The organism is Peribacillus sp. NPDC060253, from assembly GCF_042727425.1.
Classification (GTDB): domain Bacteria; phylum Bacillota; class Bacilli; order Bacillales; family DSM-1321; genus Peribacillus.
The window spans coordinates 1-14,316 of record NZ_JBHXAS010000116.1; the positions used below are offsets into that span (position 1 = coordinate 1).

Sequence of the window (14,316 nt, forward strand, 5' to 3'; positions counted from 1 at the left end):
ATTTTAATAATTATAAACCCGTTAAGAATAATACTGATATCGACTTTCGCCAAAGTGCTATTCTTGTTGGATTCGGCACATTTGAAGTACGTGATCGTGCATCTCGAACTGGAGAAACCCACAAACAGGAAAAATACAAATTGTGGCATCTAAAGTTCCTACTTTTAAACCAGGTAAGGAATTAAAAGAGGCTGTTAAATAAAATTCAGCGTTCAAAGTCAACCATCTGTGTTTCATCGGGTGAGGGTTAAGTATTTTTAAAAACTCCAGGCCAACATCCTGGCATTTTTATGTGTTCCGATATGAGGAATTCATGCCATTTCATTTTCCCAAGCAACGAAGATTAATAATCACGCCATCCTACATTCCACAATAGGAGTGTTTGTCTTAATTATGAAGGTTTGTCTGACTGGATATTTCCAGAAAATATCCAGTCATGCTAAATGATTGTACAGTCTTAAGGTTGTCTGATTTCTTCAGCTTTTGGGGCCCGCGTGCATGTAACACTACAGACTGTACAAAAAGGAAAGAACACCTTTCTGACATTCTGTACGTGTCGCTTCGGCATTAAATGATTCGATAACAAATCATGAATCACTATGATAAGTCTTTTCGGATTGAGGAGCTTGCGGAAATAGCGAATATGAGTGTTTCTTCGTTTCATAGGCACTTTAAAGTGGTAACCGCTATGAGCCTATTCAGTTCCAAAAAAACTGAGACTGCAGGAAGCTCGGCGCCTGTTAATATCCGAGTCATCAGATGCCACAGATGTCGCATTCCGGGTAGGCTATGAAAGTCCAGCGCAATTCAACCGTGAATATTCTCGCATGTTTGGTTTTCCACCTAGAGAAGATATAAAGCGCTTGAGGGCGAAATATGGCCAGGGGATAAAGGCATGACATAATGAGATGGCAGAACAAGAACCAATGGAGACAAAGGTCCAGCAAAAAAGAGTGCGATTACATAACGTTTATCACGCCTAAATCGTGAAATCCCCTTCGAGTCTTTGCTCAAAGGGGATTTCACGATTTAGAAGATTTTCTTGAATTTTTCCTGCAACGCTTTTGTAACCGTGCCCTTCGTGCCGTCATTGATTAGTTTGTCGTCTACGCGAATGATTGGTGTGATTTCTAATGTTGTGCTTGTAATGAATATTTCATCCGCCTTGACCATTTGATCCGGCGTAAACTGTTTTTCTACAAATGGAATTCTGAGATGCCCTGCCAGGTTTTTCACTACCATTCTCGTAATTCCGGATAAAATATGTTTGGAGAGTGGTGTAGTGATTATTGAGGAATCCTTTACGATGTATACATTGGAACTCGTTCCTTCAGTCACTTTACCATCTCGAACCAGAATCGCTTCCAAATATCCTTGTTCATACGCCAATTGCTTGGCTAAAATGTTAGGTAGCAGGTTCAGCGATTTGATGTAGCAGTTTTCCCAACGCTCATCAGGATGCAAGATGACACTTGCTCCTTTATCCCCAACCGGAATGCTTCGAAAAGGTTTGGCAGTCATCGAAACAGATACTGGACCATCCGGGAATAGATGATTCCTCGGTGCCATTCCTCTTGTCACTTGCACATAAAGGTCCAGATTCGTTAAACCGCTTTTTTGAATCAACTCCAACATGGTGTTCTTGAGGGCTTTCCAATTAGGATCAATACGTAATTTGATAGCATCAGCGCTTTGATACAATCGATCCAGATGCTCATCCATCATAAATGGTTTGCTATCATAAATTCTAATAACTTCATAAACACCATCACCAAACTGATGGCCTCTCTCATCAATAGGAACGACCGACTCATTTGGTTCAACAAATTTCCCGTTAAAATAAGCCGAAATCATTTCAAAACTCCTCCTTTAGAAGATGACCCCAACAAAATATGATAAGGAATCGCCTCTCTAACTCTTCCCTTATTTCCTTCAGTTGTAGTCGCCTTGCAAATAGAATTCCAAATCGCCTCTTCCACAGCCTCAACGGTCATCTCAAACAGTTGGGAAATCCACTTTCCGTCCTCTCTCATAAACGAATAGGATATATTTCCTTGATCCGGTTCGTGAGGGATTCGATGTGCCGTAGAGAAAGCGATGACGATATCACCACTTCCATGGGCCGCATAAGAACCGACTCGAGAAAGTCCGAATACTGCCCGTTTAGCTAATCGACCAAGTTGTCTCTCGTTGAGCGGCGCATCCGTTGCGAGAATGATCATGATTGATCCATCAGGCATTTTTTCCTTTTCTCCTGAATGGTGTAACCAGCCGCCACCAGGGACACGCAAATCTTTCTCTTCGCCAAAATTGCTGACCACCAGCGATCCAATGGTATATGACTGTTCTCCAAAGGAAGCAATTCTCGAGCTTGTTCCTACGCCACCCTTAAATCCTAAACAGGACATCCCGGTTCCCGCCCCGACACAACCTTCCTCCACCATTCCCGAGCTGGCAGACTGAATCGCTTGACGGGCATGTTCCGGTCTGACATGTAATCCTCGGATATCATTGAGGTATCCGTCATTGCACTCTCCTACGATGACATTAACAGTACCTGTTGTATCACCGATTTGAGGGTTTTGGTCGAGGAGATAACGAATGGTGCCTTCCAAGACCGCTGGGATAGAAAATGTATTGGTTAAAAGAATCGGGCTTTCTATTACACCTAGTTCCTGCAATTGAATCATCCCCACAGTTTTGCCAAATCCATTGATCACATATGAGCTTCCCAACACCTTTTCTTGAAATAAACTGCCCGAGTGCGGAAGGATTGCGGATACTCCGGTTTGAACTATTCGACCTTCTGCATTTTTATAGGAAAGAGTCGTATGTCCAACCCTGACTCCGGGAACATCCGTGATTGCATTATACGGTCCCGTTTCATATCTTCCAATGTTTATACCAAGCTCACGAAGCCGTACTCTATTCATCATCTACACCACCAAAACTTCTTTGCGCTTACTGACCTTTGACAAGTTTATTTTTCTTGCGTAGCGTTTGAAGGAACAACTCTCCTTTTCTTGAAATAGTCGTTCCTGAACGTCCTTGACGTACATTCAATAACTCTAATTGGTTGAGGACATCCAATCGCGATCTTAACTGCTGTTCGGAAAGAGTAATACTTTTTTCTTGAAGTCTTTTCTTTACGATAGCGCGGCCATAAGATGTATGTTGCTTCTTCCCTTGATCAAACACTTCGAGAATCGACAGGCTTTCTTCCAGGAAACCGTGCTCTTCAATATTCACAATCAGCTCATTTAATTCACTCTCGGCCATTTCTTGCGGTATAGAATCCACGGCTGCTTTTTGAAGTCTACCCTTCATATAAAATGGTAATAACTCTAAAGTTATCTCTTTTTCTTCCAAACAGGCAATATATGAGAGCGCATTAAACAATTCTATTACATTCCCTGGCCAAGGATATTGTTGTAGAAGTCGTATCATATCAGGCGGAATAACCAAATCCCCCCGATGTAAATGGGACTGCAGGTACGTTTGAATGAGTGGCTCAAAATCCTCCTTGCGCTCTGACAAAGGCGGAACCTTGTAGGTTAAGGCTGCCAGATAATAAAATAAATCCTTACGAAATTTGTGTTCCTCCACTGACATTGAAAGATCGGTATCGCTGGTCGTAATGATTCTTACTTGAACAGGAATCGGAGAATGCCCATTTATCCTGAAAATTTGACCTTCCTCAAGCGCCTGCAAGAGTCTGCCTTGCAAGGAAACAGGTAATTCATCAATTTCTTCAATGCACAACGTTCCTCCATTAGCCAATTCAAACAGGCCAGGAGATATCTGTCCCTCGGATTCTGTTCCAAACAATTCCCTTTCCAGCACGTCCATTGGCCTTGCCGCACAATTGATATTGAGGTAGGGTCCCGCCTTATCCGGAGAATCGTTGTGCATCGCCTGCGCAAGCATTCTTTTGCCCGTACCGGTTTCTCCGAATATATGCACAGGGTCACTCGTTTTAGCAAGCTTCCTCGCTATGTATAAAACATCGTTCATTGCTTGACTATGCGCGATCACATCTTTAAAGAAATACTTGGCGGTTTTTCCGCCTGTATATTCTGTCCATTTGCTAAAAGTAGAGTCAATCGTAAAAGTAGTATTTCCATTGGATAAAGCGACAAGGGATTTCATATAGCGATTGGCCAGAAAAAATTGCTGACAATCTAACCCCAGTGCCTCAAATATTTCAAAAACGGTTTCCAAAGCAAGAACACGATAGCCAATATCGATCACTTTCATGTCTCCTTCGGGAACGAGCTGCATCTCTCCGGGGGTAATTATGTAATCGATTTGCTCCGGAATCGGAGTATCCGGATCATATGCGTAATAGTTATGCTCAAATACAGTCTCCCGAAGCACTCGGATCGTTTCGTCCGTGTTATGCTTCGTATCATTTACGACTAAAATGTTCTTTCCTTGTGGAGCATAAAGTAGTTTTTTTATGTTTACAAAATTTAGCCCTCGTTTAGCCTCAATAGACCTTACCCCTTTTGGCAAGAAAGGACGAACCAGTGGGTGAATGAAGTTGGCCCCTAATAAAACGATTTCACCTTCCGAAATCGTTTCCCTCGCCAAGTTTTTAATGGAAATCGGACGAATCTTGATTAAATCCCCGGCAATCCCTATCAGCTGTTTTGAGATCGTCGACAAATATTCATCCTGAATTGAAATAATCGTTACTACTTTATCAACCAAATTATCTTTCACTCCTAACTTTGAAGAAACCAATCGTAATTCCTATTATACATACAAATGACAAGCGGAAAAATGACCAGGCTCGATCTCCTTCAGTTCAGGAACAGTTGTTTTACAAATCTCCATACATGACCGGCAACGAGGATGAAACGTACATCCTGTTGGAGGATTCGATGGACTAGGAATATCACCTTCCAGAATAATCCGTTCTCTCTTCATACGCGGATTGGCTACGGGAACTGCGGTCATTAAAGCCTGAGTATAGGGATGTAATGGACTTTTATATAGGGATTCCTTCTGAGCCATTTCCACAATTTTCCCTAGATACATGACGCCTACACGATCGCTGATATGCTCCACCACACTCAAGTCATGGGAGATAAAGAGATACGTCAGCCCGAGTTCTTGTTGCAAATCCTGCATGAGATTTAATACCTGGGACTGAATGGAGACATCCAACGCAGAAACAGGTTCATCCGCCACAATGAGCTTCGGATTTAGGGAAAGAGCCCTTGCAATCCCGATTCGTTGTCGTTGACCTCCGCTAAATTCATGGGCATAGCGGTTTGCATGATAACGAGTAAGGCCGACATACTCTAATAATTCGTGAACCCGTTTGTTTCTCTCTTTTCTGGCCATCATATTATGAACAATCAAAGGTTCTGCAATGATTTCTCCGACCGTCATCCGAGGATTGAGGGAGGCGTAAGGATCCTGAAAAATCATCTGAAAGTCTTTTCTGACTTCTCGCAACTGTTTGTCGTTTAACTTGCTGATATCTTTCCCGTTAAACCAAATTTCGCCTTCCGTTGGTGCCAATAGCCGCATCATCATTCGCCCTGTTGTGGACTTTCCGCATCCGCTTTCCCCAACTAATCCCAGTGTTTCTCCTTTTTGAATGGATAGGGAAACCCCATCAACAGCCCGGACATATGATTTTTTCTGGCCGAACAATCCTTTGCTAATGGGAAAGTATTTTTTCAAATTCCTAGATTCTACTAACAGCTCTGCCATTTATTACGCCTCCTTTACCAATTCGCTCTGATACAGGAAACACCGACATTGGTGCCCTTCTGTGATTTGTAGCAGAGCTGGATCTTGTTCCTGGCAAATGTCCATTGCTTGAGAACAGCGTGGAGCAAATTTGCACCCTTTTGGCATATTCGTGGGAATAGGAACGTTGCCGGGAATGGATTCAAGCCGATTCATTTTCTGTCCCATCTTTGGAACGGAGTTAATTAACCCCTTAGTATAAGGATGTTTTGGATTTTCAAAGATCTCCAATATATCGGCTTCCTCTACTACTTTTCCAGCATACATAACCACGACTCGGTCACACATTTCTGCTACAACACCTAAATCATGTGTAATCAGCATAATAGCTGTCCCTTTTTCTTCTTTCAGCTTCCTCATTAGTTCCAGGATCTGTGCTTGAATCGTCACGTCAAGAGCGGTTGTCGGTTCATCTGCGATTAACAGCGTTGGGTCACAGGACATCGCCATAGCAATCATAATTCTCTGCCTCATTCCACCAGACAACTGATACGGAAACTCGTCAATAATCTCTTCTGCACGAGGGATTCCCACTAATTTCAACATCTTGATCACATGTTCCCTTGCCTTTTTCTTGTCATACTTTAAATGAAGCTGTACAGCCTCGCCAATCTGCTGTCCGATTTTATAAACTGGGTTCAATGAGGTCATGGGTTCCTGGAAGATCATTGCAATTTCGTTTCCGCGTACCTCTCTTATTTCATTTTCTGACAAGGATAAAAGATCCTTTCCCTCGAATCGAATCGAACCATCTACCACTTTTCCCGGTGTATCTGTGAGCAGACGCATGATAGAAAGGGATGTTACACTTTTTCCGCAGCCGGATTCGCCTACGACTCCGAGTGTCTCGCCTTTGTTTATATACAGATCAACACCATTAACTGCAGGTACATGACCTTTGTCTGAGAAAAAATAGGTTTTTAAATTGGATATTTCCAATAGCTTGCTGTTGTTGTTGTTCATATGATCGCTCCCTGTCTTTTAATCTTTTAACTTCGGATCGAGGGCATCCCGCAAACCGTCACCCAGCAGATTGAAGGCAAGTACGGTAATGAAAATGGCGAATCCCGGAAAAAAGGTGACATGCGGGGCTGTATTCAAAAAGTCCCTGCCGGAGCTAAGCATCGCACCCCACTCCGGTGAAGGAGGCTGGGCACCCAATCCTAGAAAGCTAAGGCTGGCAGCCGTTAAAATCGAGGTTCCTATCCGCATCGTAAAATACACAATAATGCTGGACACTGTACCTGGGAAGATATGCTTCCAAATAATACGTCGCGGGGGTGATCCAATGGATCGTGCTGCCTCGACAAACACGGTAGATTTGATTGAGAGAGTGCTACTTCGTACAATTCGTGCAAAAATCGGAATACTAAAAATTGCCACTGCAATAATGACATTCCCCAGACCCGGCCCTAAAATGGCAATAATACCTATCGCAAGCAGAATTCCGGGGAAAGCGAATAATACATCACAAAACCGCATGATGAGGCTGTCTATCCATTTTCCATAGTAACCGCTGATTAGACCAAGGATGGTTCCAGCAATGGCTCCCACTATCACGGAAGTCAATCCAACTAAGAGAGAGATTCTCGTTCCTTCGAGAATCCTGCTGAATATATCTCTACCGAAAGCATCCGTTCCCGCCAAGTGTTCCATCGAGGGGGGACTCAAAATATTATCATAGTCCGGCTCTACCGCAGAATAGGGAGCGATAGCAGGACCGAACAGGGCGACTAGAAGCAGTAAAACAATAAAACACGCAGCTATCATGGCCAATCGCTGTTTTTTAAACTTCCTACAAAACTCTAAAAACGGGGTGCGTACCTTCTCTACTTCTTGTTGAGTAACATGTTCATTCGGTTGAATAACTACACCGCTATTTGCCAATTTATATTCCCCCTTTCACTATTCGTATCGAATTTGCGGATTCATTACCCCATACAGAATATCCACAAGTAAATTAATCAAAATGAACTCCAAAGCAAAAAGTAACATTTCCGCCTGAATCATTGGGTAGTCGCGGAATGATACCGAATCAATTAGTAACCGTCCCAATCCTGGCCAACTGAATACTGTCTCTACCACTATGGATCCTCCCAATAAAAATCCAAACTGTAATCCTGTCATGGTAATGACGGGAATCATTGCGTTTTTTAAAGCGTGCTTCCATACCACCACGTTTTCCTTCAATCCTTTTGCTCTTCCAGTACGAATGTAGTCTTCTTTTAAAATGTCCATCATGGAAGAACGTGCAAATCGGGCAATAACGGCAGCTACTCCTGCACCTAAGGTGATGGACGGTAAAACATACGCTTTCCAGGAGTCACTGCCTCCTGTTGGAAACCAGCCCAGCTTAACAGAAAATAATTGAATCAGCATTAAACCTAGCCAAAAAGATGGGATCGAAATGCCTGATACTGCACTAAACATACCCGTGTAATCCTGCCATTTATTCCGCTTTGTTGCCGAGATTACACCAATTAACAGCCCGAATATGATAGCCCAGACCATACTCCAAACGGTCAGCCAAAAAGTAGGCATAAATCTTTGAGCAATCTCATCATATACAGGACGCTTCGTTTTCATGGATATACCCAATTCGCCTTGGAATAGATTACTTATGTAGGTGATGTACTGCGTCGTGATTGGTTTATCCAGACCAAGCTGTTGGCGCACAAGCTCCACATCCTGTGGACCTGCATCCGGGCCAGCGACGAGCCGTGCAGGGTCGCCAGGGATCATATGGACAAACATGAAAATAAAAATGGAAACGATCAACAGAATAGGAACGATGCCCAATAAACGCTTTACACTATAACGAAACATACCCCGCCTCCTTCTGATTCCTATCTTCAAGTAGGGCGATCGCCAATCGTCAATTAGCGACCGCCCACTATTTCCCTACTTTTTAATTTCTGCCTCTTTTACACTCAGAGAACCATCAGGAAGCAGGTAAACGCCTTCCAGGTAGTTCTTTTTCCCTGCGATTGTATCTTCGACTATCAGAGATGCCCAAGGAGCATCTTCCCAAATCATTTTCTGTACGTCAGCGTAAGCCGCTTGGCGCTTTTCCGGATCTGCCGTTTGTAAAGCGGCGTTAATTAGCTGATCCGCCTTTTCATTTTGGTAATAGCTTACATTATAGGACTTCGGCGGAATTGCATCTCCAGCCAGTAACGGACGAATACCCCAATCAGCATCCCCGGTGGAAGAAGACCAGCCGCCATAGTAGAGCTCGACTCCGGCATCTTTGGCATCCTGAACGGACCAGATTTTATCAGTAAGTGTACCCGCTTCCATTGGTACTACATTTACTTTGATGCCCACTTGTCCCAATTGTTGTTGCAGGAACTCCATAGACTTCATCGCATCTGAGTTGTTTGCTCCCCATATGGTTGTCTCAAAACCTTTTTCATAGCCTGCTTCTTTCAACAATTGTTTTGCTTTGTCAGGATCGTATTGGTACGGTTTTTGCTTGGAATAGAATTGAAGGCCGGCCGGAATGACCGAATCCATTTCGCTTCCATATCCACGATATACAACCTTTAAGAACGCTTCTTTATTAATCGCATAGTTAATCGCCCGACGTACCTTAACATCATTAAAAGGCTTCTTAGCCGTGTTCATGGTCATGTAGCGGGCCACAATGGAAGGTTTATTTTCCACAACAATACCGTCTTTTCCATTGATGGTTTCCGCCTGTTCAGTTGGAACCGGATAAATAAAGTCAGCCTCACCAGTTTGTAACATCGCTATTCGCGCTCCGTTTTCCGGAACTGGCTTAAACTTGATGTTATCTACCTTCGGTAATCCTTTTTCCCAGTAGTCCGGATTCTTTTCAACAGTCAAATGGTCACTTGGATCCCACTCCGTAAATTTGAACGGGCCTGTTCCGACAGGGTGCATGGAGACTTCCTTCCCGTATTTCTTCAAAGCTTCGGGGCTGATAATCCTCGCCGCAGGATGGGCAAAGTTATTTAGCATGGCTCCAAACGGTTCCTTTAACGTCACTCTAAAGGTGTACTCATCTACGGCTTCTGTTTTGTCAACCAGTGCAAACATGCTGTATCGTTTTAATTTATTATCCGGATTGGCAACCCGGTCGATGTTTACCTTCACGGCTTCCGCATTAAATGGAGTACCATCGTGGAACTTGATTCCCTTCTTCAATTTGAAGGTGAATACTTTCGCATCATCGCTTGCTTCATAGCTCTCCGCCAATACAGGAATCATTTTCATATCTTTGTCGAAGCCAATCAACCCTTCATACATAGTTGCTTGGACGGAACCGGACAACGTATCGTTTGTGTCCTGCGGGTCCATGCTTACGAGGTTATCCTTGATTGCAATTGTAAGCTTGTTTCCGTCTTTTTTCGCGAGCGGTTGTTCTTTCTGCCTTATCCCTGTTTTCGGCTTCTGACTCTCATCAGACGAACTGTACTGATTGGAACAACCTGCAAGCGCAAGGCTTACGGCCATTAATCCAGTAAGCACGGTGGCCAGGTATTTTCTTTTTATCATTTTATTTCCCCCTTGATCATTTTTATTTACAAAAAACCCCTTAGCACTTGAGTAACGTAAAGGATGGAACCAATTCACCCACATTTTCTTGGCGGGCATTCTTCAGAACAGGGCGGTAATGAGGCATTAAGTTGTTAAGCTGCTCATTATTGATGAAGTCGAGTTGTCTTAGCGTCTCCAAAGCTACTGGATAGGCAGCTCGCCCATTACCATCTTCTATTTTTATCGCGATGCCAACTCCCGTTTCCCTATCTCCAATCAGGTAGACAGCTTCCGCTCCCGCTTTGCCAAATAAACGACCTCCAGCGGCTTTCATAAAATCGGTACAGAAGCGACCTGTCCCGCCTACCATCTCCGGATACTTCATCATGGCAGTGGTAATTCGGTTTACAGCCATAGCTCGTTCTTCTCCCAAATAATCAGGGCGAGCCATTCTGGCAAAGGCATAGGCAAACCGTTCCAGTGGCAGGGCATGCACTGGTACGCCGCAGCCATCTGTTCCCATTTCAATCTTTTCAATCGGATAATCAGCCACCTCAGAAATTGTTTTCAAAATTCTTTGTTGTACCGGATGGCTAGGGAGATAGTAATCTTCCAGCGTTTCTCCCATGTGTTTAGCGGTCACCAGCATTCCTGTATGCTTTCCAGAGCAATTGCTATATAAAGGAGTAAGATCCTTGCCCGCTGCGATCAATTTCTTATATGTATCCTGCGCGTGTGGAATATGGGTTCCACATTGTAAAGCAGTGTCTTCAATGCCTGCTCGTCCAAGAATGGACAGTACCCGATCGGTATGCTGAGCCTCCCCGCTGTGTGAAGCGCAACATAACGATATATCCGATTCACTCAGCCCATAGCGGTCTCCTGCCCCTGTTTCCACAACCGGAATCGTTTGTAAAGGCTTCACAGAAGACCGAGCGTAGGTTACTCGATTTGGGTCGCCAAGCGAATATAACAATTTGCCGTCCGAACTAACGACAGCTATGTGTCCAAAATGTGAGCTTTCTACCCTTCCATCACGATATACATCCACTAGTTTTGAAGAATTCAAAACTTTGCACCTCTCCTCCAAAAATATATTTTCAGAATCTTTCGTCAATTGTATTATACAATACAACCCATTTCAACCTATTTTTTGAAGAAGGAAAAACAATAAAGATATAGAATTATTAATAAATAGGTTGAAATAGGAGGTAATGATTATGAAAGTTTTCATTTCTGCGGACATTGAAGGAGTAGCCGGAGTCGTTCATCGTGAACATACTGCACGGGACGGGCGGGAACATGATCGAGCAAGAGTGCTGATGACTGAAGAAGTAAATTCATGTATCGAAGGTGCTTTGTCGTGGGGGGCTACAGAAGTTGTCGTGAATGATTCACATGGAACGATGCGCAATTTGATCCCAGAAGCCATGCACCCGGAAGCGGAGTATATCACTGGTTCTCCGAAAATGCTTGCGATGATGGAAGGTATTAGTCCGGAGTTTGATGCTGCCATATTTTTGGGCTACCACTCTAGGATGGGAAACCACGGTATTTTGAATCATACCTTTCATGGAGGAGTAATCCGGAATATCAGAATCAATAACCAGGACATGGGAGAAATCGCACTGAATGCAGGAATCGCCGGGGTTTTCGGAGTACCTGTTGTCCTTGTCACGGGATGTCAATATGCAGCCAAAGAAGCTTTGGACTTCATTCCGGAAATTGAAACGGCTGTCGTCAAACATACCATCAACCGGCAAACGGCGAAAAACTTAAGCCCACAGAAAGCGCGGTACCTGATTAAGGAAAAGACGATTGCATCTCTTTCATGCCTTCCAAAGATTCAATCTGTCTCTTTGCAAGGTCCTTTCCTAGTCGAAATCACCTATCTACATCCAGGTCTGGCTGATGCCGCTGAAATTCTGCCAACCGTCGAAAGAGTGAACTCGACAACCCACCGCTTTGAGACAGATGACTTCATCACTGCTTTTCGGTATATTCGCAGTCTGATTGCAATTGCGGGAGGACTAAACTAAGAATGAAGTTTCCCCATCTTTCTTTCCCACTCCCAGTTCCCACCCCATCCCCCGCAAATGCGAAGGATTAGGATGGGGAACAGGGAGAGAGGAGCCTCGGAAAGGAAATACTCCGTTCTAAGGTATGGCCGCTCTTATAATACGCAAATAAAAGAAGGAAGGGAATCAACATGTATTCTATAAGGATGATCCCTCCTTGAAGTTTCTTCAATGCAGCGATTCGAACAGAGTGCGGGGCTTTGAAGACCGTACTGCGTACTGCGTGCCGGTTTTGAAGAAGATGCGTCGACTTCTGTTTAAGATTTTCGGGATGGCTGAGGGGAACTTCTTAGAACATGTCCCTCACATAATTATTTTAAAACACATTAAAAAGCCTAATTAATAGGCTTTTCAACTGGATAATTGTCTCTACTTCTTCTTCTGAATATCATTTCCTAATTATTTCAAAACATTTTTAGCTGCTCTACGCTTCTTTGAGTTGTTTTTGTTCCTTATGAATTTTTTCAACGATGTTACTGGTACAATTTCATTTGCAAAGACTCTCTGTTGGTTTGGGTGTATTTCTATGATAGTTCTAGGAAATTTAATGATTATATTACATCAGAACGAAATCTTTTATTTCTTTGGTTAATAACGATATAAAACTGGGATCAATTTCTAATTTTTTTGCTTTAAGATAGGTATTAATTAATAATTCATCGCTTAACTTTTGAAGCAATATTATTCCCGCTTTCAGCACCTTTTTAGAACTCTCAATTCTTTCCTTACCACGCACCTTAACATCAAAATCAGGATAATTCGTTTTTAATTAATCTTCTACTCAATTACGCCGTTGTTTATGTGGTTCAGTACTTTCTTTTCTAGGAACAATACCAATCTTTCAAATTATAAAAATCTATAAGTTCCTTCTTAATTTTCTTAAAGGTAATATCCTGTGACTTTTTTAAATAATTTTCACACGAGAACCACAGCTCAGCTTGTACCACTCTTGCATCCGATATTAAGCGATAGCGGTTTTCTTTTCTCTACCTATTCTGTCCTCTTGGTCATTCGTTTGATCTTATATTGTTCAAAATCCCAATTTGCCAAAAATTCTTTTGCAGAGGTATAGCCTGATTTATATAGAAAGTCAATTTCATCTTCATTCAGTTCAAAATCAGTCGCGTTGATGTGACCAGTTGGAATTTGAATCGTGCGTTCAATCGTTTCTTCGTTCATATGCCGTAAATCATGGGCTTGAAGCATCGTTTTAAATATATTTTTGAAAAGATGGATTGGCGTTGGTATAACCGCATCTAAGTTAACTTCATCTTTAACAAAACGGAATCCGAAAGTTGGAAAACGAGGTTGCTCTGTTGTATCGAATATCCATATTGGGAAGTTACTAAGTAAACCACCATCTAAAATGTAGGATTTATTACGGTCTTTTGATTTCCAAATAACTGGACGGAAGAAAAATGGCAAGGATGCACTCATCATAACGGCACTTGAAACTTTTAAATCAGCAGGAGTCATACTATAGCGCTCCAAATCATCTGGCAAAATAAGCATTTGGCCATTCGAAACATCAGAAGCAATAATCTTCAACTTTCCATCTGGAAGATCCGCAAATGTCTTAATACCTTTTTTCGAAAGAAGTGAATCCATCCACGTTTCCAAATAATCGTTTTTGTAAATTCCAAGATGAACCATAAGCTCTAAAAAGGTACCGAACATAGGTATTCGATTTAAAGTCGTTTTCCCTCGAAGCTTTGAAAAATCAATTTCACTCAATCGTTCTCTAATTTCATAACTTTTATAGCCGCTTGCTAAAAGAGCAGCTATTACAGCTCCCGCTGAAGTTCCAGCCAGTCTTTCCCATTCTACTTTTTCCTCTTCCATAGCTTGAATCGCTCCAACAAAAGCAATTCCCCTGGCTCCACCACCTTCAAAAACAGCATCAGCCCTCATATTTTCCACCTCTCGATAAGAGTTATTCATTATTAACCTTCTATATTAATAAAATAAC

12 protein-coding genes and 2 pseudogenes are annotated in these 14,316 nt (G+C 42.7%); 3 read left to right on the top strand and 11 right to left on the bottom strand.

The window, feature by feature from the left end:
- Positions 1-62: 62 nt before the first annotated feature.
- Together ACFWE9_RS21715 and ACFWE9_RS21720 are read left to right on the top strand one after the other, a co-directional pair.
- Positions 63-202: pseudogene (locus ACFWE9_RS21715) on the top strand (HU family DNA-binding protein); the annotation flags it as partial.
- A 384-nt stretch (positions 203-586) separates the two neighbouring features.
- Positions 587-899 (top strand): annotated as a pseudogene (locus tag ACFWE9_RS21720) (helix-turn-helix domain-containing protein); the annotation flags it as partial.
- Positions 900-1,029: 130 nt separating this feature from the next.
- Here ACFWE9_RS21720 and dat read toward each other — a convergent pair.
- From dat to ACFWE9_RS21765, 9 genes are all read right to left on the bottom strand, one after another.
- Positions 1,030-1,854: a D-amino-acid transaminase gene (gene dat / locus ACFWE9_RS21725; RefSeq protein ID WP_377358728.1), complete on the bottom strand. Its 825-nt coding sequence runs from the start codon at positions 1,852-1,854 to the stop codon at positions 1,030-1,032.
- Positions 1,851-2,933 carry a DmpA family aminopeptidase gene (locus ACFWE9_RS21730; protein WP_377358749.1) on the bottom strand — a complete coding sequence of 361 codons (1,083 nt, stop codon included), beginning with the start codon at positions 2,931-2,933 and terminating at the stop codon, positions 1,851-1,853. Before ACFWE9_RS21730 ends, dat begins: the two co-directional genes overlap by 4 nt.
- Before the next feature lie 28 nt (positions 2,934-2,961).
- Entirely contained in the window at positions 2,962-4,713 is a 1,752-nt protein-coding gene (locus ACFWE9_RS21735) for a sigma 54-interacting transcriptional regulator (RefSeq protein WP_377358730.1), read from the bottom strand.
- 45 nt (positions 4,714-4,758) lie between these two features.
- Positions 4,759-5,727, bottom strand: a complete 969-nt coding sequence (locus ACFWE9_RS21740; RefSeq protein WP_377358733.1) for an ABC transporter ATP-binding protein — start codon at positions 5,725-5,727, stop codon at positions 4,759-4,761.
- A 3-nt stretch (positions 5,728-5,730) separates the two neighbouring features.
- The gene (locus ACFWE9_RS21745; RefSeq protein ID WP_377358735.1) at positions 5,731-6,729 is read right to left on the bottom strand and encodes an ABC transporter ATP-binding protein; all 999 of its coding nucleotides are present in this window, start codon (positions 6,727-6,729) and stop codon (positions 5,731-5,733) included.
- Positions 6,730-6,747: 18 nt separating this feature from the next.
- Positions 6,748-7,653: an ABC transporter permease subunit gene (locus tag ACFWE9_RS21750; RefSeq protein ID WP_377358737.1), complete on the bottom strand. Its 906-nt coding sequence runs from the start codon at positions 7,651-7,653 to the stop codon at positions 6,748-6,750.
- 18 nt (positions 7,654-7,671) lie between these two features.
- A complete protein-coding gene (gsiC, locus tag ACFWE9_RS21755; protein ID WP_377358739.1) occupies positions 7,672-8,592 on the bottom strand; it encodes a glutathione ABC transporter permease GsiC in 921 nt (306 codons plus the stop codon).
- Between the two features lie 75 nt (positions 8,593-8,667).
- A complete protein-coding gene (gene gsiB, locus ACFWE9_RS21760; protein ID WP_377358741.1) occupies positions 8,668-10,287 on the bottom strand; it encodes a glutathione ABC transporter substrate-binding protein GsiB in 1,620 nt (539 codons plus the stop codon).
- 40 nt (positions 10,288-10,327) lie between these two features.
- Positions 10,328-11,338: an asparaginase gene (locus ACFWE9_RS21765; protein ID WP_377358743.1), complete on the bottom strand. Its 1,011-nt coding sequence runs from the start codon at positions 11,336-11,338 to the stop codon at positions 10,328-10,330.
- Between the two features lie 151 nt (positions 11,339-11,489).
- On the opposite strand from ACFWE9_RS21765, the gene ACFWE9_RS21770 reads away from it, so the two are divergent.
- Positions 11,490-12,308: a M55 family metallopeptidase gene (locus ACFWE9_RS21770; protein WP_377358745.1), complete on the top strand. Its 819-nt coding sequence runs from the start codon at positions 11,490-11,492 to the stop codon at positions 12,306-12,308.
- 595 nt (positions 12,309-12,903) lie between these two features.
- Here the strand turns inward: ACFWE9_RS21770 and sda are convergent.
- Complete coding sequence (gene sda, locus ACFWE9_RS21775; RefSeq protein ID WP_377358747.1) at positions 12,904-13,083, bottom strand: sporulation histidine kinase inhibitor Sda; 180 nt, start codon at positions 13,081-13,083, stop codon at positions 12,904-12,906.
- A gap of 254 nt (positions 13,084-13,337) precedes the next feature.
- Positions 13,338-14,258: a patatin-like phospholipase family protein gene (locus tag ACFWE9_RS21780; protein WP_230159639.1), complete on the bottom strand. Its 921-nt coding sequence runs from the start codon at positions 14,256-14,258 to the stop codon at positions 13,338-13,340.
- Positions 14,259-14,316 lie beyond the last annotated feature (58 nt).

Bases quoted from the DNA above. Each gene is read 5' to 3' on its own strand.
- dat (WP_377358728.1), bottom strand. From the start codon at position 1,854: ATGATTTCGGCTTATTTTAACGGGAAATTTGTTGAACCAAATGAGTCG.
- ACFWE9_RS21730 (WP_377358749.1), bottom strand. From the start codon at position 2,933: ATGAATAGAGTACGGCTTCGTGAGCTTGGTATAAACATTGGAAGATAT.
- ACFWE9_RS21740 (WP_377358733.1), bottom strand. From the start codon at position 5,727: ATGGCAGAGCTGTTAGTAGAATCTAGGAATTTGAAAAAATACTTTCCC.
- ACFWE9_RS21745 (WP_377358735.1), bottom strand. From the start codon at position 6,729: ATGAACAACAACAACAGCAAGCTATTGGAAATATCCAATTTAAAAACC.
- gsiC (WP_377358739.1), bottom strand. From the start codon at position 8,592: ATGTTTCGTTATAGTGTAAAGCGTTTATTGGGCATCGTTCCTATTCTG.
- gsiB (WP_377358741.1), bottom strand. From the start codon at position 10,287: ATGATAAAAAGAAAATACCTGGCCACCGTGCTTACTGGATTAATGGCC.
- ACFWE9_RS21770 (WP_377358745.1), top strand. From the start codon at position 11,490: ATGAAAGTTTTCATTTCTGCGGACATTGAAGGAGTAGCCGGAGTCGTT.
- ACFWE9_RS21780 (WP_230159639.1), bottom strand. From the start codon at position 14,258: ATGAGGGCTGATGCTGTTTTTGAAGGTGGTGGAGCCAGGGGAATTGCT.